Raw genomic sequence first — 21,411 nt, forward strand, 5'->3', positions numbered from 1 at the left:
GCGGCAAATCGTAGGCGTACGCGAGCCGCCGTGGCCGCGGCTGGCTGGATCACGACATCCCGGGCACCCCGCGAAAGACGGCCCACGCGTCCGCGCGGCGCGCCACGGCCGTGATGCCCGAGGCCAACGCCCGGTACCCCGCACCGTACGGCTCGTGCCGCCCGCCCCAAGGGCCTCTCGTGTCTCCCGCCCTCTGGCGGACGCGCGTAGAAGCGCGCATCATGGCCGTGTTCCACCATCACTGCCGACCCATCCGACGCACACCTTGTCATGGGCATGCAATTCTCCCGGCGTCCCCACATGCCCCGGAATCCCCACAGGACCCGTGCCGCCCTCAGCACTCGCAGTACCCGAACCCCCCACTGCTCCCGCACACATCGAGCGCACCACGCACCTCGCACATCCGCGCGATTCACGCCACACCGCCCCACCGCCTCGCGGTCCCGCCCGTCGCCCCACCTCCCCCGCGAGCGCGCGCATCCCGGACGCCGAACGCCCAGCACTGCCGCCGTCCCCACCGGCGGCCCCGTGTCACGTGTCACGCATGGCGCGGCACGCACCTTGTGTTGTCATGCGCAGGTCACAACGCCTGCGCGCGAGCGAAGGGAATCGACATGGCTTGCGGATCGACCAGTCTCTGGGCAGGTGAGACCACCTGGTTCTGCTGCGGCAGCGCCTGGGGCCCCTGCGGCAGCACCGGCACCGGTGCCTGCGGCACCTGCCAGTCCAACGCCCACCAGGCGGCGTGGCCGAACGCCTCCCAGGCGTGCTTCGACATCACCCGGCCCGACCTGTGCGGTGAGACGATCGCGCGCCGCGGCTGCGGCTCGGTGATGAACGTCAAGCACCAGTGCTCCGGCGCGACGGTCTGCGTCACGGTCTCCGACTGCGGACCGCGCACCAAGAGCTTCTGCGGCGAGTCCGCGTGCTGCAACGGCGTCTGCCGCACCAACCGGGTCATCGACCTGACCCCGGCCGCGTTCTCCGCGATCGGCAATCTCAGCTCCGGCAAACTCCCCGTCTACATCTACGAGTGAGGAGGACCGACATGAGCCACGACCAGAATCCCGCGGGCCGCGGCCGGATGGACCGCCGGCGCTTCCTCACCACCGCCGCGCTCGGCGGTGCGACCATCGTCGGCGCCACGGCGCTCGGCGGCATCGACGCGGACGCCGCCTTCGCCGCGCCGATGCCGTCGCTCGACCCGGCGATCTCCAAGTCGGCGTTCGCCGAGGGCCGGATCACCGCGATCAACGGCACCGTGCTGGAGGTCGCCGGTTCCTACGGCGACCAGCACCTCATCCAGCTCACCAACGCCACCAGCGTCTGGAAGCTGCGCCCGACCACCGCGGCGGAGATCAAGGTCGGCGACGGCCTGTACGCGCGCGGTGTCGACATGCCGGACGGCACCATCGCGGCCGACGCGGTGTGGGTCAACATCGTGAATCTCTTCTGCGAGATCCAGGGCATCGCCAAGGACCGGCTGCACCTCACGCACGGCAACAACCACGCCGTCGTGGGCCGGATCGTCACCGAGACGACCACCGCCTCGTACCTGGGCGGCGCGCTCACCTCGGACCTGTCGCGGGTGCGGATCGGGCAGTCGGCGCAGATCCTCGGCGCCTGGCGTCCCGAGGACGACACCATCGACATCGCCCGCGTGACCGTCGGCCACTAGGAGGGAGCGCGATGATCTCCGTCATCCCGAGTCTGGCGCCGCTGCTGTGCGGGGTCCTGCTCGCCGTGACCGGCGCGCCGAAGCTCTTCGGCCGCCGTACGGCCCAACTGGCCGCGAACACCGTCCTGGTGCGGGTCCTGGGCAACGGCCACCGCGCCACCCGGGCACTGCGCGCGGTGGGCGCGGTCGAGCTGCTGATCGCGGCGGCGCTGCTCGCCGTTCCCGAGGCCGTGGCGCCCGCCGTGGCAACTGCGGTGCTGGGCGCGGGCTTCACCGCGTATCTGGGGTACGCGCGGGCGACGGCGCCCGAGTCGTCCTGCGGGTGCAGCGCCCGTGACGAGGGGCCGGTCGGCTGGCGGTCCTTCACCCGTGCCGGTCTGGTCGTCGTGGGCGGTCTGGCCGCCGTGGCCGCCGACCGTACGTGGTGGTCGCGGATCGGCGGGGATCCGGTGCCGTCGGCCGTCGTCCTGGTGGTGGCCGCGGCGGTGCTGCTCGGTCTGTCCTCCGACCTCGACCAGCGGTGGCTGCGGCCGTTGCGCAAGCTGCGGCTGCGGGTCCTCGGGCATCCGCTGAGCGGTTCCGGCGAACGGGTGCCGGTCGCGGCGTCCGTGGAGCTCCTGGAGAACTCCCTGGCCTGGCAGGCGACGGCTCCCGTCGTCCGCTCCGCCCTGCTCGACCACTGGGACGACGAGGGCTGGCGCATCCTGCGGTTCGCGGGCGTCCACGAGGACTCGCGCGGGGCGCGGCCGGTGAACGTGCTGTTCGCGCTCGACCTGGCGGCGACCATCGACACGGCGCCCGTGCCCGCGGTGCGGGTGTCCGTCATCGACGACGTCACGGAGGAGCCGGTCGACGTGGACCCGCTCCTCTCGGCGGCCGAGCGCCTTCAGCTCCTCCCGCTGGTCAACTGACCCGAGAACGAGGGGGCGCGCCCCCCTCCCCGGTCAGGGGGGGGGGCGCGCCCCGCGTGGTGCCCGTTCGGGCCGTGGTCAGGCGCCCGGTGCGGAATCCGGCGGGTAGCCGACGGGCGTGTCGGCGTAACTGCCGTAGGCCCGCATCTCGGCTGCCGCCGCGAACGGCAGTCCGTTGAGCGCGCTGAGCGCGGTGAAGCGGACATAGCTCGCGCGGACCCGGTCGAAGGCGATGACCTGGGTCGACGGGGAGTCCACGAGGGTGCCGCGGGCGACGGTCGTCCAGGTGGCGCCGTTGTCGGAGACGGCGACCTCGTAGCCGGCCACCCGGCCGTTCTGCCCGCCGGTCTGGCGGTCGAGGTAGCCGAAGCCGTCGAGGTCGGCGGGGCCGCCCAGCTTGAGGGTCACCCAATGGGGGTACGGCGCCTCGGAGTTGGTGTAGTCGGTGTGCCAGATGGTGCCGGGGTCACCGTCGAGCACGTTGGAGACCGGTCCTTCCGCGGCTCCCGAGGAGAGGTTCTCGGAGTCCGCGGTCGCCGTCATCGAACTGGGCGAGAGCAGCGCGCGGGTCGCGACGGTCGCCTTGGCGTCCGCCGACACCGACTTGGTGGCGCCGTCGTTGGTATAGCCCGCCACGACCTTCCAGGAGGCGGCGGTCCCCGCCGCTCCCGCGGGCGGGGTCAGCAGCCAGGTGGTGCTCACCGACGCGCCGGGCTTCACGGTGGCGAAGCTGTTGCCGTGCTCGGTCTTCACCGCCGCGGTCCACCCGGCGGGCAGGCCGTCGAGCCGCTGGACGACGCCGGTGGCGTCGGTCAGCTCGCTGTTGGTGAAGGTGGTCACGTACTCGCTCGGCACGCCGGGGCTCAGCTCGGCGGTCGGCGGCGTCGTCACACTCGCGCACGCCGGACCCGCCGGGGCGGGGCCCAGGTCGGTCACCGAGAAGTCGTCCAGCACGAAGTCCGTGCCGTTGGCACCGCCGAGCTTGCGCAGCCCCACCCAGGTGTCGCCGCAGCCCGCGACGATCTCCTTGGAGTACGTGGCCGTGTCGAGCGCGGGCGCGAGCACGTCGCGCGTCACATCCTTGGACGCGACCTTTCCGCCGCCGACGACGTCCGCGCCGGTCACCCAGGCCCACTGGCCGTCGAGGTTGGTCTGGTAGCGGAAGGAGACCGCGTACGTGTGGCCCGCCACGAAGGGCACGGTCGCGGGCACCGTCCGGTAGACCAGACCGCTGTTCTCCTCGTGGGCCTTGAGCGAGTGGTTCCCGCCGATGACGTCGTCCACCGCCTGGCCCTTGAGGGCCCCTGAGTTGTACGGCGAGTAGGTGTTCTTCCAGGTCTTCTGGCTGTACGGGGCGTGCAGGTCGCTGATGCTGGTGCGCGGGTCGGTGGCGCCGCCCGCGTCGCCCTTGACGAAGGGTCCCCAGCCGGGCTGGTTGCCCTCGAAGTCGTCCCGCGCGAGGACGGTCCCGTCAGAACCGGCCGCCTTCTTGGGCAGCGGCAGCGTGGTGTCGGCCATCAGGCGTATGTCGTCCAGCGTGACGGCCGCGCCCCCCGCCACCGCGCTGACGGCGACGGTGACCTTGCCGTTGGACGGCGCGGTGAAGGTCACCGACGCGCGCTGCGAGTACGTGCCCTGCTTGGCGTCCGCGGCCATCTGGTTGGCGGCGGGCGTGGTGTCGAAGGTGTTGGCGGCGGGCTGCTTGCCGCCGGTGACGGCGAGGGTGGTGGCCCTGCGCTGCCCCTTGGCGATCTCGACGTTGGCGCTGAGGGTGTAGGTCTTGCCGGACGTCAGGCCCTTGACCTGCTGCGAGATGCCGGAGGCCGCGGTGCCGAGCCGGGCGACGTTGTCACCGTTGGCGGTGCGTACGGCGGTCGCGCCGCCGCGGGCGTTCCAGGCCGTGAGGTCGCCGGCGTTGAAGCCGGGGTCGTTCAGACCGGTGCCCTGCCCGAAGTCGACGTTGGTGTGCGGCGCCTTGCCGGACTGCGGGGCGAGCACGTACGGCTGGTTCTTGTCGCCGCTGATCGTGACCTTGCCGCCGGTCGGGGTGATGTCACCGGCCTTCACCCGGCCCTGGTCGGTGAGCTTGTAGAGGGTGAAGCGCTTGGTGCCCGCGAACTGCCGTGTCACGTCGAAGGTGTGGGCGCCGCCGGACGCGCTGAAGTAGTACATCTTGTCGGCGTCGCTCGGCGAGGACGTGCCGTTGCCGCGCTTGGCCTCGCCCCACGGCAGCAGGTAGCTGTCGCCGTCGAGGACGAGCGCGCCGCCCATGGTCACCTGGCGCTTGCCGCCCGCCATCGCGACGTGGACACCGCCGGTGAGGTCGGCGGAGACGCCGAAGTCCCAGGTGGTGAGCTGGTAGTGCTGGAGGAATTTGGTCGGCAGGTTGTCGGTCCAGATGTTCCGGTAGAAGGCGTTGTAGTCGTCCTGGCCGGTCCAGCCCTCAAACTCCTTGATGTCGGAGCCGCCGAGCAGCGGGTCGACGTTCCACACGTCGCGGTCGGAGTTGGCGATGAAGCGGACGATGTTGGAGTTGATGCCCTTGTTGGTGGCGCCGCCGTAGTTCTTGTCGCTCGCCCAGTGCGACCAGATCGAGTCGCCCTCGAATTTGTAGGCCCACTCGCTGGCGACCTCGAAGCCCATCGCGTGGAGCTGGCGGGCCAGTTCGTCGGCGAGCCAGCCGCTGGAGTAGTAGGCGTCGATGTAGACGGTCTTGATGCCGGGCGCCTGCTTGCGCAGTTCCTTGAAGCGGTCGAGGACGGCGCCGCTGCCGAGGTCGGTGCGCTGGTCGATGTGGTACGACTGGTTGAGCCAGTCCCAGCCGTTGACCTGGCCCTGGATGAGTCCCGAGCTGAAGTTCTTGGCCTGCGGGTACGCCTCGGTCACATTGACGTGGACGGCGATGTCGGAGTTGTAGTCGGCGCCCACGGAAGCCAGCTTGTTGAGGTCGGTGAGGCCGCCGGCCCTGACGTTGTAGTCGCCGCCGTAGTCCGGGTGCGCGGAGTCGTGGCCCTCGTTGGCGTAGCCCTTCTCCAGCACCCACTGGCCGAGGTCGTCGGTGGCCAGCGAGATCCGCTTGACGTTGTCGAGCGTCTTGAGGAACGGGTTGGTGGCCTGGCTCGCGAAGTTGAACGGGATGTGCTGCACGACGCGTTCGGGCACCCGGTCGGCGCCGAGCGGGCGCGTCATCGCGGCGCGGTAGGCGAGCGCGCCGTCCTCCCAGGTCACTTTGTTGTCGCCGTTGGCGTCACCGGAGAGCACGACCGTGGTCCGCGGCAGCGCGTACGTCGCCACCCGCCGGTCCGTGGCGCCCTTGGGCGCGTAGGTGTAGGTGCCGACGGACAGCTCCGCGCGGCGCGCGCCGCCGCCCGCGTCCACGATCCGCGACTGGAGCCGGGTGTTGCCGTTGTCGTTGTTGTCCTGCGCGGCGTCGTCGGTCGCGTCGGTGATCAGCCCGCCCGCGAGCGTGGAGTTGCTGACAAAGCCGTACGGGGTGCCGACGGACGCCTTGTCGGGCTTGGCCGCCGCGCTGATCGTGAGGAACTGGTCGGCCGTCGTCGTGGAGTCCGTGGAGATCTTCGTACGGGCCAGGCTCGCGTGCGGGTCGGAGGAGTCGACCGACAGCAGCGACTGGCCGGGGATCGAGAACTGGTTGACGGTACGGGCGGCGCTGCCGGTGATCTTCCGGACGGCGAAGACGACGGTCTTCTTCGCCGTCGCGGTGATCGTCGAGGTGATGGTGACGTTCGGCAGGTCGGCGAAGGTCGAGGTGTACGTCGCGGTGTCGCCGTGCGCGGACATCTTCGTGGTCGCGGTGTGCGCGGCGCCGTTGATGTCGAAGGTGTGCAGGACGGACGCCTGGCCCGCGAGGGTGCCGCCGTTCAGCGCGTACGAGATGACCTGCGGGAATTCCTTGGCGACCGTGACCTTGAGCGCGCCGTGCCTGATCTCGACGGGGGTCGCGGGGTCGGCCGGGGGCGGCGGGTCGACGGGGGCGGGCGTGGTGTCGCCGACGGCGCGGACCCTGATCTCGGAGGCGGAGGCGTTGTCGGACCCGTTGACGGCGCTCTCGGCCTCGACCTTCACATAGCGGCCGGTGACGGGCCTGTCGAAGACGACGGTCTGCACCTCGGTGTTGCTCGTCGGCTGGTGGAAGGAGCCGGTCGCGGCGGGCGCTCCCCAGTTCCCCTTCGGGTCCTTGGCGACGGCCGCGTCGTCGGTGACGAAGATCCGGTAGCCCTTGACCGGGCCGTTGGCCTGGTTCTTCACCGAGTAGTCGACACCGGTGAGGGTGAAGGAGCCGCCGACGTCGAGGGTGATCCAGTGCGGCATCGGGGTCTTGGCGACGCCGACGCCGCCGACCACGTCGTAGGCGACCGTCCACTGCGTCGACGGGTCGTTGTCGAACGCGGCGAGCGCCGTGCCGTCCAGGGCCGGGGGCGCGGGGTAGGCGGGCGACTCGGAGTCTGCCTGGACCAGCGTGTACTGGGCGGGGTCGATCGGGGTGCCCGCGGCGGCGGCCGGGTCGGCCGACGTCTGCGGCGGGGCGGCGAGCGCCGGAGTGACGCCGACCGACAGCAGGGCGAGCGAGGCGAGCAGGGCGGCGGCGGTCGCGGACCGCTGCCGCCGCCACCTTCCGCGGTGGGGTGATCGGGGCGAGCGCGAGGTCATTCCTGTACCACCTAGGGCCGTGAAGAGCCGGGAGCGAGTCGGGAGTGGTGGAGACTGTAGCGGCGATGGCATCGATAACACCAGAGCCCGACAGAGCTTCTTCCACAGGTGATAGCGGCCGACATCGGGCGGTCGTGCGGCCGGTGTGGTCCGGGAACGCGGACACGCGGCGGCACGGACGGCAGGGGGACGTACTCCCCCGCGCGTGGTGACGCCCTCAGGCCGTCGGCCGGCGCCTGACCGTCAGCGGCGGGCGGGCGCCGTGCTGGCGCGGACGACCAGCGTCGGCTCCACGGAGGCCGGTTCCAAGGTGGCGTCCGGGTCCGCGATGTACCGCATGAGGTGGGAGACCGCGAGCGCCCCCATCTCGGCGAAGGGCTGGGCCACCGTGGTCAGCGAGGGCGAGCAGTACTCGGCGAGCGCGATGTCGTCCACGCCCACGACGGAGATGTCCTCCGGCACCCTGCGGCCCAGTTCGTGCAGGGCGCGGATCACGCCGAACGCCATCTCGTCACTGGCCACGAAGACCGCGGTGACGTCGGGGATCCGGCCGAGGATGAGGCCGTTGCGGTAGCCGGAGGCGGGCGACCAGTCGCCCGTCAGCTCCGGCGGCACCGTCCTGCCCTCCGCTTCGAGCACCGCGCGCCAGCCCTGCGACCGGCTCGCCGCGTCCAGCCACTCGCCGGGTCCCGCGACGTGCCAGACCGTCTCGTGGCCCAGGTCCAGCAGGTGCCGGGTGGCCAGCCGCGCCGCCGCCGACTGGTCGACCGCGACCACTTCGGTCGCCGACGTGCGCGAACCGTCGACGGTGATGGTGGGCACGGCGCTGGTGAGCTGCTCGATCTGGCGGCTCACATGGATCAGCGGAACGGCGAGCACGACGCCTTCGACGTGCTGGTCGGCCAGCCGCAGCATCGAGCTCTCGATGGCGGAGGTGTCCAGCGAGGCGGTGGTGGCGGTGCTGACCGCGTAACCGGCCTCCTGAGCGGCCCGTTCGATGCCGAGGGTGAGGGCGGTGCGGGAGTAGAAGCTGGTCTGGAGGGTGACCACGCCGATGGTGCGGCTGCGGCCGGAGGAGAGCATGCGCGCCGCGTTGTTCCTGCGGTAACCGAGCTGGTCGACGGCGGCGAGCACCTTGGCGCGGGTCTTGTCCTGCACATTGGGGTGACCGGCCAGGGCCCGCGAGACGGTCTGCGCGGAGACCCCGGCGACCCGTGCGACATCCGCCATGCCGGGCGGACGGGAGGCGTCGCGCGCGCTCTGGTTCTTCATGGGTCCCTTCCGGCTGATCCGCTGCCGCCGATGATAGCGGTCGCACCCGCCCAAAGGGGGCGCTCTCCGGCTCGTGGTCCCGCCCCGGACCGGCTGAAGGCACCGCGTTGGCATCGATAACAATCTGTGCCACAGTTCGGTGCTGTGAGCCTTCCGACCACCACCGCACCCGCGGACGCCAACGGCCGACCCGCGCCCCTGCTGTCGTATCCGCACGGCACGTTTCTGCGCGGCGGGCAGCCGCACCGCGTCCTGGCGGGGTCGCTGCACTACTTCCGCGTCCACCCCGAGCAGTGGGCCGACCGGCTGGAACGCCTCGCGGCCATGGGGCTCAACACCGTGGACACCTACGTCCCGTGGAATTTCCACGAGGCGCGCCGGGGGCGGCCGTCCTTCGACGGCCCGCGCGACATCGAGCGGTTCGTCGCGCTCGCGCGGGACACCGGCCTGGACGTGATCGTGCGCCCCGGCCCGTACATCTGCGCCGAGTGGGACAACGGCGGGCTGCCCGCGTGGCTGACCGGGACGCCCGGCATGCGGCTGCGCTCCTCGCACCGGCCCTTCCTCGACGAAGTGGCGCGCTGGTTCGACGCGTTGATCCCGCGCGTCGCCGCGCTCCAGGCGGCCCGCGGCGGGCCGGTGGTCGCCGTGCAGGTGGAGAACGAGTACGGCAGCTACGGCGACGACCACGGCTATGTGGCGTGGGTGCGCGACGCGCTGGTGGAGCGGGGCATCACCGAACTGCTCTACACCGCGGACGGCCCGACCGACCTGATGTTCGACGGCGGCGCCCTGCCGGGCACGCTGACCACGGCGACCTTCGGGTCCCGCGCCGCGCGGGCCGCCGAACTGCTGCGCTCGCGCAGAACGGGCGAGCCGTTCGTCTGCGCCGAGTTCTGGAACGGCTGGTTCGACCACTGGGGCGAGAAGCACCACATCCGGACCGTCGACAGCGCCGAGGCCACGCTCGCCGAGATCCTGGACGAGGGCGGCTCGGTGAGTGTCTACATGGCGCACGGCGGCACCAACTTCGGCCTGTGGGCGGGCGCCAACCACGACGGCGACAGGCTCCAGCCGACCGTGACCAGCTACGACTCGGACGCGCCGGTCGCCGAACACGGCGGCCTCGGCCCGAAGTTCTTCGCCCTGCGCGACCGGCTGCTCGCGGTGACCGGCGCGGCCGAAGCCTCCCGGCCGCTGCCCGCGACCGCGCCGCCGCTCACCGCTCGCGCGCTGCCCGTGGTCCGGGGCGCCGGTCTGCTGGACGCGCTCACCGCGCTGTCGCGGCCGGTGGCGTCCCCGCATCCGCTGAGCTTCGAGGAGCTGGAACAGCCCTCGGGGCTGGTGCTCTACCGCGCCCGCCCCCGTCTGCCGCGCGGCCCGCGGGAGATCACCGTGCACGGGCTGCACGACCGCGCCCAGGTCTTCGTGGACGGCGCGCCCGCCGGTGTGCTCGACCGGGAGACCGGCTCGCTCACCGTCGAGGGCGCCGGCGAGCCCGTACTGCTGGAACTCCTGGTCGAGAACCAGGGCCGGATCAACTACGGTCCGCTGCTCGGCCAGGGCAAGGGCATCCTCGGCGGGGTCCGCGTCGAGCGCCGCCTGGTGCACAACTGGTCGGTCCACGGACTGCCGCTGGACGAATGGCCCGCGGCCGACGTGGAGCGCGCGCCGTCGGTCGCCCCGCCGTCCGGCGGCGCGGGTTTCGCGACCGCCCGGTTCACGGCGGACGCCCCGGCCGACACCTTTCTGGCCTTTCCCGGCTTCGGCAAGGGCTTCGCCTGGGTGAACGGCACGCTGCTCGGCCGGTACTGGGAGATCGGCCCGCAGGTCACCCTCTACGTGCCCGCGCCGCTGCTGACAGCCGGCGAGAACACCGTCACGGTGCTGGAGCTGGAGCGTTTCGGCGACCGCGTCGAGCTGCGCGACCGGCCGGAGCTGGGGCCGACCGAGGAGTACATCGAGACGTTCGACTGAATCGCGCGGCCGGAGGCCACCGCTTCGCGTCGCTACCCGTCCGCGTCGCTGTCCGACGCGGCCTTCTTGGCGCGGCTCGGCTGCACCCGCTTGGGCTCGCCCTTCATCTTGGGGTGCTCCGGCGGGTAGGGCAGGTCGCCGAGGCCGTGCTCCCGCTCGTCCTTGTCGGCCAGTTCGAGCGCCGCGTCCAGCCGGAAGGCGTGCTCGTCCATGTCGGCGTGCACGTCGCCGACCTCCGCGAACCGCCCCGGCATGGTGCCCAGGTCGAAGTCCTCGGGCACGGCGCTGCTCACCTCGTCCCAGCGCAGCGGCGCCGAGACCGGGGCGTGCGGGAACGGCCGTACGGAGTAGGCGCTGGCGATCGTGCGGTCGCGCGCGGTCTGGTTGTAGTCGACGAAGATCCGCTCGCCGCGCTCCTCCTTCCACCATGCGGTGGTGATCCGGTCGGGCGCGCGGCGCTCCAGTTCGCGGCCGATCGCGATGGCCGAGCGCCGTACCTGGGTGAAGGTCCACTCCGGCGCGATCGGCACGAAGACGTGCAGGCCGCGTCCGCCGGAGGTCTTCGGCCAGCCGGTCAGGCCGAGTCCGTCCAGCACCTCGCGCAGCATGAGCGCCGCGCGTACGGCGTCGCCGTAGTCCGTGCCGGGCTGCGGGTCGAGGTCGATGCGCAGTTCGTCGGGGTGGTCGGTGTCGGCGCGGCGCACCGGCCAGGGGTGGAAGGTGAAGGTGCCGAGGTTGGCGGCCCACAGGACGGCGGCGGTCTCGGTGGGGCAGATCTCGTCGGCGTACCGGCCGCTGGGGAAGGCGATCCGGGCGGTGGGGATCCAGTCGGGCAGATTCTTCGGGGCCCGCTTCTGGAAGAAGGACTCGCCCTCCACGCCGTGGATGTAGCGCTCCAGTGTGGTCGGCCGGTCCCTGACCGCGCGCAGGATGCCGTCGCCGACGCTGAGGTAGTACCTCACCAGGTCGGCCTTGGTGAATCCGCGCTGCGGGAAGTAGACCTTGTCGGGGTGGGACACCCGGACGGCCCGCTCGCCGACGGTCAGTTCCAGCGTCTCGGCCATGCGACCACGCTAGGCCGTACGGCCGGGCGGCGCCCGTCGGCGGGCGCCGCCGGGCGGGGCCGCGCACAATCACCAGCATGGACCTTCCGGTGATGCCCCCTGTGCGGCCGATGCTGGCGAAGTCCGCCGCGGCCGTCCCGCCCGGCATGCTCTACGAGGCCAAGTGGGACGGTTTCCGGGCGATCGTCTTCCGCGACGGCGACGAGATCGAGCTGGGCAGCCGCTCGGGCAAGCCGCTGACCCGGTACTTTCCCGAGCTGGTCGAGGCGCTGCGGGAGCGGATTCCGCCGCGCTGCGTGCTGGACGGAGAGATCGTCATCGTGCGGGGCGGCCGGCTGGACTTCGACGCGCTGCTGGAGCGGATCCACCCGGCGGAGTCCCGGGTCCGCCATCTGGCGGAGGTGACGCCCGCGTCCTTCGTCGCCTTCGACCTGCTGGCCGTGGGCGACGAGACGCTGCTGCCGGTGCCGCAGCGGGACCGGCGCGAGGTGCTGGTGGAGGCGTTGCGCGAGGCGACGGCGCCGGTGTTCACCGCGCCCGCCACGCAGGACATCGACACGGCCAAGGAGTGGTTCTCCCGCTTCGAGGGCGCCGGTCTCGACGGGGTCGTCGCCAAACCCCTGCATCTGCCGTACCGGCCGGGCGAGCGGGTCATGATCAAGGTCAAGCACGAGCGCACCGCGGACTGCGTGGTGGCCGGGATGCGGCTGCACAAGAGCGGTCCCGTGGTCGGCTCGCTGCTGCTCGGTCTGTACGACGGCGAGGGGATGCTTCAGCACGTCGGCGTCTGCGCGTCCTTCCCGATGCGCCGCCGCGAGGCGCTGATGACGGAGCTGGAGCCGCTGCGGATGGCGTCCGTCGAGGGCCATCCGTGGCAGGAGTGGGCGAGCGAGGAGGCGCAGGCCGCCGACCGGCTGCCGGGCGGTCCCAGCCGGTGGACCGGCAAGAAGGACCTGTCGTGGATCCCGCTGCGCCCCGAGCGGGTGGTCGAGGTGGCCTACGACCACATGCAGGGCGACCGGTTCCGCCACACCGCGCAGTTCCGCCGCTGGCGCCCGGACCGGGAGGCCGCGGAGTGCACGTACGCGCAGTTGGAGGAGCCGGTGGGGTACGACCTGGCGGAGGTGCTGGGCGCCTGACCGGCCGTGCGGCGGCGCCCTCGTCCGCTCCTCGGACTACCTGGCGCCGTCGCTGCGCTGGGCGTCGCGCTGGAGGCCGGCCAGTACGACCTTGGGGTCGCGGTGCACGGCCTGTCCGATGTCCTTCTTCAGTTCGGCGCTGACCGGGGCCCAGGACGCCTTGGCGACGGGATAGAACGCCGCGTCCGACAGCAGGTTCATGAATGGCACGAGATCGCGGTACCGCGGATCCATCCTGACCGTTTCCGCGACTTTCACCGTGACCGGGAGCAACTTGTACTCCTGTTGGAATTTCAACAAATTCTCTTCGCTGTATATGTACTGGAGGAACTTGGCGTCGGCCTCCCGGTGTCCCTTCTGCCGGAAGGCCATCATCCAGTCGGCGTTCCCGAGCGCCTGCGAACTGGGGCCCGTCCTTCCGGGAAGCGGCGCCACTCCGATGTCGATTCCGGCCGCCTTCGCGGAGGGAAGCAGCGTCAGATGGCCGTTGAGCATCCCCGTGCGGCCCGCGAGGAAGTCGCTGAAGGCATCGCTGACACTCGTCCTGGCCGGGTCCTTGGGGCCGACGAGACCGGCGTCGACGAGGTTCTTCTTCAGCCAGACGAAGGCGTCGACATTGCGCACCGAGTCCAGGTTGTACGAGCCGACGTTGTCGGTGTAGCCGCCGTCGTTGCCGATCATCCACATCATGGTCTCGGCTTCCGCTTCCTGCGGGCCGAGCGGCAGTCCGTACGGCACCGGGACGCCGTGCTCCTTGAGCTTGACGGCGTCGCGCCTGATGTCGGCCCAGGTCTCCGGGGCGCGGGTGATGCCCGCGCGGGCGAAGAGCTTCTTGTTGTAGAAGAACATCCGGGTGGAGGCGACCCACGGGATGCCGTACTGCACGTGGTTGACGGAACCGGCGTCCGTCAGCGACGGGACGAAGGCGGACTGCATGCTGATCGGGAACAGTTCGTCCGCGCTGTAGAGCTGCTTGCCGTCGCTGAAGGCGCTGAAGGAGTCGAGCTGCGCGAGATCGGGCGCCCGGCCGTCCTCGACCATGGTGGCGACCTGCGCGTCGGCGTCGGCGACGGGCACGAACTGCACGTCGATCGTGATGTTCGGATTCCGCTCCTCGAACGAGCGGGCCAGGCTGTTCCAGGTCTGGGCCACCGGACTCGCGGTCTTCAGACCGCTGTAGTCGGTGGCGACCACGTGCAGGGTGATGGCCTTGCTCCGCGGTGAGGTGTTCCCGCACGCGCCGAGGGTGGTCACCGCCAGCACCATCGAGCCACCGACCGCCGCTAAGCCCAGGAATCGTCGCCGCCGCACCGCTTTCTACCGCCTTCGTATATTACTCGCCCCGTATTAGCCGTGCCGAGTTTTCCGCATGCCTTCACCAACGGTCAACACCACACGTGATATCCCGTCAGAAGAAGCGGAGCGCCCAGGTACAACACATCGCGGTATTTCGGAAATCGCGCCAGTCATATCCGCCGCAAAAGGCGGATATGACTGGCGCGATGTGTGTCGGGGCGTCGGGATGTGGCGGCGCTCCAGGTGGAGCGGCGCGGCGTGCGGGTCAGCGCTTCTCGGCGAGCGCCCGCCGGTCAGCCCAGAAAGCTCAGCCGGACCTGGCGGCGCGGATTGTCGACGTTGGTGTCCACCAGGACGACCGACTGCCAGGTGCCGAGTTCCAGGCGGCCGTCCAGTACCGGCAAGGTGGCGTGCGGCGGGACGAGCGCGGGGAGTACGTGGTCGCGGCCGTGCCCGCGGCTGCCGTGGCGGTGGCTCCAGCGGTCGTCGGCGGGGAGCAGGTCCTGGAGCGCGGCGAGCAGGTCGTCGTCGCTGCCCGCGCCCGTCTCGATGACGGCCACGCCCGCGGTGGCGTGCGGCACGAAGACGTTCAGCAGCCCGTCGCGCCCGGCCGCCGCCTCGCGCAGGAACGACGCGCAGGCGTCGGTGAGGTCGTGGACGGTCTCGCTGGAGCCGGTCGCGATGTCGATGACGCGTGAGGTGAGGTTGTCGGCCATACGTCCATGGTCACTCAATTCCGCGGGGCGGCGGGGGTGTCGGCGCGGCGGGTCGCCGGGGTCCCCGTGCCCGGCGGCGGGGGGGGCGGGCTCCGGCCCGGCGGGCGGCTCGCGCCGCGATCAGCCGCTTTCCGCGGCCATCCGCCGCCATCCGCGAGGTGAGACGGCGTTGACCTGCCGACGGACGCGTGACTACCGTCGTTGTATGCCGCGTCCCTGCATGCTCACCTCGCGTGGTCACATCGACCTCCTGCGGGTGGCGTCTGCCGCGTGTTGTCGCGGTCGCTGACGTTTCGCGCCGCTTCCCCTCCCCCGCGCTTCCGTAGCTCTTCTTCGCGTTCCGGCCCCGCCGGTCCCCTCGGGACGTCCCCGCGGTGATCCGGCGGACCTCCCGTGCCGCGCGCCGGGATCCCGCCGGACCGCACCGGATCCCGCCCATCGAAAGGCGTCCGCCCGATGTCCGTACACCTGCACTGGTTCCTGCCCACCGGCGGCGACGGCCGCACCCTGGTGGACCGCCACGTCTACACCGACGGAGGCGTGAAGCGCTCCCGGATCACGCCGGTCTCCGGCATCCGCGCCCCCGACATCGAGTATCTGGCCCAGATCGCGCGCGCCGCCGACCAGTTGGGGTTCGAGGGGGTGCTGACGCCGACCGGTACGTGGTGCGAGGACGCGTGGCTGACGACGCTGGCGCTGACCCAGCACACCGAGCGGCTGAAGTTCCTGGTCGCCTTCAGGCCCGGGGTGATCTCGCCGGTGCTCGCGGCGCAGATGGCGGCCACGTATCAGCGGATCAGCCGGGGGCGGCTGCTGCTCAACGTGGTGACCGGCGGCGACTCCACCGAGCAGAAGCGATTCGGCGACCATCTCGACCACGACAGCCGGTACGCGCGCACCGCGGAGTTCCTGTCGGTGGTGCGCGGGGTGTGGGAGGGCAAGCCGTTCGACTACGACGGCGAGCACTACCAGGTGGCGGGCGGGCTGGTGGCGCTGCCGCCCGAGCCCCGCCCCGACATCTTCTTCGGCGGTTCCTCTCAGGCGGCCGGGCCGGTCGCGGCCCGCTACGCCGACGTCTATCTGACCTGGGGCGAGCCGCCCGAGCAGGTGAAGCGGAAGATCGACTGGATCAGGGGGCTGGCGGAGGCCGAGGGCCGTACGGTCAGATTCGGCATCCGGCTGCACGTCATCGCGCGGGACTCGGCGCGCGACGCGTGGGCGACCGCGGACCGGCTGCTGGCCGACCTCGACGAGGACACGGTCGCCGCGGCCCAACAGGCGCTCGGCCGCAGCGAGTCGGTGGGCCAGCAGCGGATGCTGGCGCTGCACGGCGGGCAGCGGGACAAGCTGGAGATCTCGCCGAATCTGTGGGCGGGCGTCGGGCTGGTGCGCGGCGGCGCCGGTACGGCGCTGGTCGGCGCCCACGCGGAGGTCGCCGACCGGATCGAGGAGTACCACGCGCTGGGCATCGACCACTTCATCTTCTCCGGCTATCCGCACCTGGAGGAGGCGTACTGGTTCGGCGAGGGCGTGATGCCGGAACTGGCCGCGCGCGGTCTGCTGGAGGCCCTTCCGTCGCCGCTGTCCGCCGTGCCCGCCGCCAACGGCCGCCCGCCGTCCGCTCCCGGCGGGGCGCCGCTGCTGCTGTCCGGGGGCCGCTGAGCGGTCCGCGGCCGTGGGGCCGGCTGTGGGCGCGGGGGTCACCGAGGGGACGCGGACCTGGGGTGATTGCCGCCTCCGGGCATTGGTCTGTACCATTCGGCGGGCCTCGGGATATCGCCGGGGCTCGGGACATCCGCCTCTGTCGCGCCCCGAAGGGGGACCACCACGTGAACGCGCTGCACCGGCTCGCCGTGCTCGTCGACTCGTGCCTGCTGCCCGCCGTCGACGGCGCGGACGAGAGACTTCCCGACTGGATCCTGCGCGGCCTGGAACGCGGCACCCCCGGCGTCGCGGTGCACGCGCGCGGCCAGGCGGCGCGCAAGGCGTCCGACGCGCTGCGCGCGGCGCTCCCCGACGCCCTCACCGGTCACCCGGAGCCGCACCGGCCGGGTGGCGGCAGCGCCGCGGCGGCCGAACTCATGGCGGCCGGTGCCAATCTGCACCTCGCCGTACGGCCCGGCACCCGCGCCGACGAGACGCGGGTCTTCGTGACCGACCTCCAGACGCACGGAGTGGCCGCCGCGCTGGGGCCGTTCACCGGTACGGGCAGCCTGCGGCCCTTCGCCGAGGGGGCCGCGGCCGGTGTCCGCGCGATCACCGCGGGGCGCTCCCCGGTACCCGGCGAGGACGGTCTGCCCGCCACGCTCAGCGGCCCGGCCGTCACCGGCATCCTGCGCGGCGAGCTGGGTTACGGCGGGGTCGTGGTCAGCGACACGCTGGACGCGCCGTCGATCGTCGACGGCTGGGGCGTGCCGGGCGCGGCCGTGCTCGCCTGGATCGCCGGGGTCGACCTGGTACGCCTCGGCCCCGCGAGCGGCGCGGGTGTGCACGACGCGATCCACACGGCCGCGGCCCGCGCGGTCGCCGACGGCGACCTGCCGCTGTCCCGGCTGGAGGAGGCGGCGGAACGCGTCTCCCGGCTGCGCCGCTGGGCCTCGGAACCGCGCATGCCCGCCCCGGCCGGGGTCACGGGTCCGTCGGCCCGCACACCGGCCCCCTGAGGCGGCGCACGCTCCTCGGATCGCGGCGGCGGCGCGGGTCCGTCGCGCGCCGGCGCCCTGTCACCGATCCGTTTGACAGCCCTGGAGATGACGCCCATATTTATCTGCGTGACACAGATTCTTCGTGGCGCATAGTTTTCGCCACGACTGCTCCCTCCGACCTTCCGTCGGCCGCACGGCTCCTTGTGCCACCCGCTCCCAAGTCCTTTCCACGAACGGGGAACACCGCCATGACCGTCCTCATCACCGGAAGCCGCGGGCGCGTCGCCCGCGCCCTCACCGCGCTCCTTCACGACCGGGGCGCCGACGTGCGCGTCGCCTCGCGGAAGCCGGAGGAGGTCGAACCGCCGGAAGGGGTGCGGACCACCGCCCTGAGCCTGGACGACCCGTCCGGCTTCCCCGCCGCGCTCGCGGGGGTCGACTCGGTGTTCCTCTACGCCGAGGCGTCGCACATCGGCGCGTTCCTGGAGCAGGCGGAACGGGCGGGGGTCGGGCACGTGGTGCTGCTCTCGTCCGCCAGCGTCATGGAGCCCGACGCCGAGCGGGACCCGATCGCCCGGCACCACCTTGAGGTGGAGACCGCGCTCGCCGTCTCACCGATCGCCTCGACCGTGCTGCGCCCCGGCGCCTTCGCCGCCAACGCCCTCCAGTGGGCGTGGCCCATCAAGGCGTCAGGCGCGGTGAATCTGCCGTATCCCGGCGCCCACACCGACCCCGTGCACGAGGCCGATCTCGCCGAGGCGGCCTGCGCGGTTCTCACCGATTCCCGTGTGCGCGGCGGGACGTACCACCTGACGGGGCCCGAGTCGCTGAGCTTCGCCGAGCAGGTCGCCGTGCTCGCGGACGCCACGGGACAGCCGATCGCCGCCGTGCCGGTCAGCCGTGAGGCATGGCGGGCGGAGACGGCGGAGCATCTGCCCGAGGCGTTCGCCGAGGCGCTGCTCGACTGGTGGAAGGCGCTCGACGGTACGCCCACGGAGGTGACCGACACTCTTGAACGGCTGATCGGGCGTCCGCCGCGCACCTTCGCGTCCTGGGCGGCGGAGAACGCCGCCGCCTTCACCCGCCCGTAGCGGGTACGGCGGATCAGGCCCCGGCGGCGCCCCTGTGCTCCTCGCCCGCGCCGCCGGGGTCGGCCACGTCACCCGCCCGCAGCCGCGCGATCTGCGCGGTGCTCAGGTCGACGGTGCGGCGCATATGGGCGAGCAGGAGCGCGAGTTGGTCGTCGTCGTAGGAGTCGAGCATCCGCCACCAGCCGCCGCTCAGGCCGCCCCACACACGGCCGAAGTCCGCCATCCGGTCGGGCACGGTGGTCACCATGACCCGGCGCCGGTCCTCGGTGTCCCGCTCACGGACCACGTAACCCGCGCGTTCCAGCCGGTCCACGAGCCGGGTGGCGGAGCCGGTGGTGAGGCCGGTCAGCTCGGCGATCCGCCCGATGGTGACCGGGCGCGACTCCAGGCTCAGCAGATTGAGGCACTGCACGTCCGTGGGGTGCAGCCCGAAGTAGTCGGCGAGCGCCTGGTTGAACAGCGCGTACGACGCCGTGTAGTGGCGCGAGGCCACGGACAGCTCGGACAGCAGATCGGAGCGGCGGCCGGTGGGGGCGTCGGTCCGCGCCATGGTGCCTCCTGCGTGGTTCCGCGCGGCCGTGGAGGCCCGCGCCCGTGCCGTCGCGCTTCTCTGCGCGACGCAGACAGTTTGGCAGACCGCCGCCCGCCCGGACACCGACGTCTCCCGCGTCCCCGGCCGCCCGCGCGCGGGGGAAGCTTTCACTCGCCCCCACCGTTGGGTGAAACATGAACGACTTGGGTGACGCGGCGGACGGGCCGGACGTGTCCGGCGTGCGGAGCGTGCGGACGGTCGTGGTCGGCGCCGGGCAGGCGGGGCTCTCGGCCGGGTATTTCCTGCGCCGCGCGGGGCTGCGGTCCGGCACGGACTTCGTCGTCCTCGACCACTCCCCCGGCGCGGGCGGCGCCTGGCAGTTCCGCTGGCCGTCGCTCACCTACGGCAAGGCGCACCGCGTACACGAACTGCCCGGTATGCCGCTGGGCGACGCCGACCCCGACCGGCCGTCCGCCGAGGTGGTCGGCGAGTACTTCGCGCGCTACGAGCGGGAGTTCGACCTGGATGTCCGGCGGCCGGTCGACGTCACCGCCGTACGGGAGGGGGTCGCGGGGCGGCTGCGGGTGGAGACCGACGCGGGTGTGTGGTCCACGCGGACGCTGATCAACGCGACCGGCACCTGGGACCGGCCGTTCCTGCCGTACTACCCGGGCCAGGAGACCTTCCTCGGGCGGCAGTTGCACACGGCGGAGTACCGGGGATCGGCGGAATTCGCCGGGAAGCACGTCCTTGTGGTCGGCGGCGGTACGTCGGCGGTGCAACTGCTGATGGAGCTGGCCGAGGTCGCCCGCACCACCTGGCTGACCCGCCGCCCACCGGTCTTCCACAGCGCGCCCTTCGACCAGGAGTGGGGAGGTTCCGCGGTCGCCCTCGTCGAGGACCGGGTGCGCCGGGGGCTGCCGCCGCAGAGCGTCGTCAGCGTCACCGGGCTGGCCGCGACCGACGCGATCCGCGACGCGCAGGACCGCGGAGTCCTGCGGCCCGAGCCCGTCTTCGACCGGATCACCCCGCACGGCGTCGCGTGGTCCGACGGCCGCACGCTGGACGCCGACGTCATCTTGTGGGCGACCGGCTTCCGCGCGGCCCTCGACCACCTGGCCCCGCTCAAGCTGCGCGAGCCCGGCGGCGGCGTCCGGCTCGACGGCACCCGCGTGGTCAAGGACCCCCGCATCCACCTGGTCGGCTACGGCCCGTCGGCGAGCACGATCGGCGCCAACCGGGCGGGGCGAAGCGCCGTACGCGAGATCCGCGCCTTCCTGGCCACCCGAACAGTCGAACCCACGAGCGAGCGTTCGCTCGAACGCGTGCACTGAACGCGAGTTGTCCCCTGCGACCCACGGGGACGCGTGATGCTTACCGACCGTCCCGGGAGGGGCGGCGCTCCGCGTTGTCCGCCGCTCCGGTCGTCCGCACGCCTGCCGCTCTGGCCACCGATTCCGATAAACATCGGATGTCTCGCTTCCCCGCGTCACGCCGTTGCGGCAGTATGAGCGCCATGGGTCATCGTCAGTCGCACGGCCTGCCGCGGCGCGGCGCGGAGGAGACATGCGCGTAGCGCTTTTCGTGACATGCGTGAACGACCTGCTGTACCCGGACACCGGGCGGGCCGTCGTCACCCTGCTGGAACGGCTCGGCGTCGAGGTGGACTTCCCCACCGCCCAAACGTGCTGCGGACAGCCCCAGTTCAACACCGGCTACCGGCACGAGACAGAGCCGCTGGTCCGCCGCTACGCCGCCGCCTTCGACGCCTACGACCACGTGGTCACGCCGTCCGGCTCCTGCGCGGCCATGGTGCGCGACAACTACCCGCGGATCGCCGCCAAGGCCGTCGCCGAGGGCCGCGACCGGGGACTCACCGAGGCCGCGGCGAGCGCCGTGCCGAAGACGTACGAACTCACGGAGTTCCTGGTGGACGTGCTGGGGGTGACGGATGTGGGCGCGTACTTCCCGCACACGGTGACCTATCACCCGTCCTGTCACGGGCTGCGGATGCTGGGGCTCGGTGAGCGGCCCCGGCGGCTGTTGGAAGCCGTGAGGGGGCTTGAGCTGCGGGAGTTGGAGGGTGCGGAGGAGTGCTGCGGCTTCGGCGGCACCTTCGCCGTGAAGAATCCCGACGTCTCGGCCGCGATGGGCGAGGACAAGGTGCGGCACGCGCTCGACAGCGGCGCGCAGGTGCTGTGCGGCGCGGACAACTCCTGCCTGATGCACCTGGACGGTCTGTTGCGGCGGCAGGACGCCGACCTGCGGGCCGTACATCTGGCGGAGATCCTCGCGTCCACCGAGGAACAGCCCTACCGGCAGGAAGTGGTCCGATGAGTGGTACGTATCTGGGTCTGCCGTCGTTCCCGAAGGCCGCCGCCTCGTCCACGAAGGACACCCAGCTCCGCGCGAACCTCAC

The 21,411-nt window shown here is 72.1% G+C and carries 16 protein-coding genes; 10 read left to right on the forward strand and 6 right to left on the reverse strand.

Annotated features, from left to right (window positions below):
* Positions 1-614: 614 nt before the first annotated feature.
* The 3 genes from ACIP4Z_RS32935 to ACIP4Z_RS32945 are packed head-to-tail and all read left to right on the forward strand — an operon-like array spanning position 615 to position 2,589.
* Entirely contained in the window at positions 615-1,037 is a 423-nt protein-coding gene (locus tag ACIP4Z_RS32935; RefSeq protein WP_188284393.1) for a hypothetical protein, read from the forward strand.
* A gap of 11 nt (positions 1,038-1,048) precedes the next feature.
* Positions 1,049-1,678, forward strand: a complete 630-nt coding sequence (locus ACIP4Z_RS32940) for a cell wall protein (RefSeq protein ID WP_401314053.1) — start codon at positions 1,049-1,051, stop codon at positions 1,676-1,678.
* Positions 1,679-1,689: 11 nt separating this feature from the next.
* Positions 1,690-2,589: a MauE/DoxX family redox-associated membrane protein gene (locus ACIP4Z_RS32945; protein ID WP_401314055.1), complete on the forward strand. Its 900-nt coding sequence runs from the start codon at positions 1,690-1,692 to the stop codon at positions 2,587-2,589.
* Positions 2,590-2,667: 78 nt separating this feature from the next.
* Here ACIP4Z_RS32945 and ACIP4Z_RS32950 read toward each other — a convergent pair whose 3' ends face one another.
* Complete coding sequence (locus tag ACIP4Z_RS32950) at positions 2,668-7,260, reverse strand: endo-alpha-N-acetylgalactosaminidase family protein (protein ID WP_401314057.1); 4,593 nt, start codon at positions 7,258-7,260, stop codon at positions 2,668-2,670.
* A gap of 243 nt (positions 7,261-7,503) precedes the next feature.
* Complete coding sequence (locus ACIP4Z_RS32955; RefSeq protein WP_391118749.1) at positions 7,504-8,532, reverse strand: substrate-binding domain-containing protein; 1,029 nt, start codon at positions 8,530-8,532, stop codon at positions 7,504-7,506.
* 144 nt (positions 8,533-8,676) lie between these two features.
* Here ACIP4Z_RS32955 and ACIP4Z_RS32960 point away from each other — a divergent pair, with 144 nt between their 5' ends.
* Positions 8,677-10,509, forward strand: coding sequence for a glycoside hydrolase family 35 protein (locus tag ACIP4Z_RS32960; RefSeq protein WP_401314059.1), 1,833 nt, complete (start codon positions 8,677-8,679; stop codon positions 10,507-10,509).
* 32 nt (positions 10,510-10,541) lie between these two features.
* Here ACIP4Z_RS32960 and ligD read toward each other — a convergent pair whose 3' ends face one another.
* Positions 10,542-11,573, reverse strand: a complete 1,032-nt coding sequence (ligD, locus tag ACIP4Z_RS32965; RefSeq protein ID WP_391050262.1) for a non-homologous end-joining DNA ligase — start codon at positions 11,571-11,573, stop codon at positions 10,542-10,544.
* 77 nt (positions 11,574-11,650) lie between these two features.
* Between ligD and ACIP4Z_RS32970 the strand changes: the two genes are divergently transcribed.
* Entirely contained in the window at positions 11,651-12,712 is a 1,062-nt protein-coding gene (locus tag ACIP4Z_RS32970) for an ATP-dependent DNA ligase (RefSeq protein ID WP_401314061.1), read from the forward strand.
* Between the two features lie 36 nt (positions 12,713-12,748).
* Here the strand turns inward: ACIP4Z_RS32970 and ACIP4Z_RS32975 are convergent, their stop codons facing one another.
* Both ACIP4Z_RS32975 and ACIP4Z_RS32980 read right to left on the reverse strand, forming a co-directional pair.
* On the reverse strand, positions 12,749-13,978 hold the full coding sequence (locus ACIP4Z_RS32975) for an extracellular solute-binding protein (protein ID WP_391050265.1): 1,230 nt from the start codon (positions 13,976-13,978) through the stop codon (positions 12,749-12,751).
* A 323-nt stretch (positions 13,979-14,301) separates the two neighbouring features.
* Entirely contained in the window at positions 14,302-14,724 is a 423-nt protein-coding gene (locus tag ACIP4Z_RS32980) for a secondary thiamine-phosphate synthase enzyme YjbQ (protein ID WP_355343711.1), read from the reverse strand.
* A 456-nt stretch (positions 14,725-15,180) separates the two neighbouring features.
* Between ACIP4Z_RS32980 and ACIP4Z_RS32985 the strand changes: the two genes are divergently transcribed.
* The 3 genes from ACIP4Z_RS32985 to ACIP4Z_RS32995 all read left to right on the forward strand — a co-directional run bounded on the left by ACIP4Z_RS32985 (position 15,181) and on the right by ACIP4Z_RS32995 (position 18,460).
* The gene (locus tag ACIP4Z_RS32985; protein ID WP_355343708.1) at positions 15,181-16,386 is read left to right on the forward strand and encodes an LLM class flavin-dependent oxidoreductase; all 1,206 of its coding nucleotides are present in this window, start codon (positions 15,181-15,183) and stop codon (positions 16,384-16,386) included.
* A gap of 167 nt (positions 16,387-16,553) precedes the next feature.
* On the forward strand, positions 16,554-17,387 hold the full coding sequence (locus ACIP4Z_RS32990; protein ID WP_391050268.1) for a glycoside hydrolase family 3 N-terminal domain-containing protein: 834 nt from the start codon (positions 16,554-16,556) through the stop codon (positions 17,385-17,387).
* Positions 17,388-17,617: 230 nt separating this feature from the next.
* The gene (locus ACIP4Z_RS32995) at positions 17,618-18,460 is read left to right on the forward strand and encodes an NAD(P)H-binding protein (RefSeq protein WP_401314064.1); all 843 of its coding nucleotides are present in this window, start codon (positions 17,618-17,620) and stop codon (positions 18,458-18,460) included.
* A 13-nt stretch (positions 18,461-18,473) separates the two neighbouring features.
* Here the strand turns inward: ACIP4Z_RS32995 and ACIP4Z_RS33000 are convergent, their stop codons facing one another.
* The gene (locus tag ACIP4Z_RS33000; RefSeq protein WP_355343699.1) at positions 18,474-19,010 is read right to left on the reverse strand and encodes a MarR family transcriptional regulator; all 537 of its coding nucleotides are present in this window, start codon (positions 19,008-19,010) and stop codon (positions 18,474-18,476) included.
* A 176-nt stretch (positions 19,011-19,186) separates the two neighbouring features.
* Here ACIP4Z_RS33000 and ACIP4Z_RS33005 point away from each other — a divergent pair, with 176 nt between their 5' ends.
* Together ACIP4Z_RS33005 and ACIP4Z_RS33010 are read left to right on the forward strand one after the other, a co-directional pair.
* Positions 19,187-20,326, forward strand: coding sequence for an NAD(P)-binding domain-containing protein (locus tag ACIP4Z_RS33005; RefSeq protein ID WP_401314067.1), 1,140 nt, complete (start codon positions 19,187-19,189; stop codon positions 20,324-20,326).
* A 232-nt stretch (positions 20,327-20,558) separates the two neighbouring features.
* A complete protein-coding gene (locus ACIP4Z_RS33010) occupies positions 20,559-21,329 on the forward strand; it encodes a (Fe-S)-binding protein (RefSeq protein WP_401314068.1) in 771 nt (256 codons plus the stop codon).
* The last annotated feature ends 82 nt before the right edge of the window (positions 21,330-21,411 follow it).

The organism is Streptomyces sp. NPDC088910, assembly GCF_044749865.1.
In the GTDB taxonomy this organism is placed as follows: domain Bacteria; phylum Actinomycetota; class Actinomycetes; order Streptomycetales; family Streptomycetaceae; genus Actinacidiphila.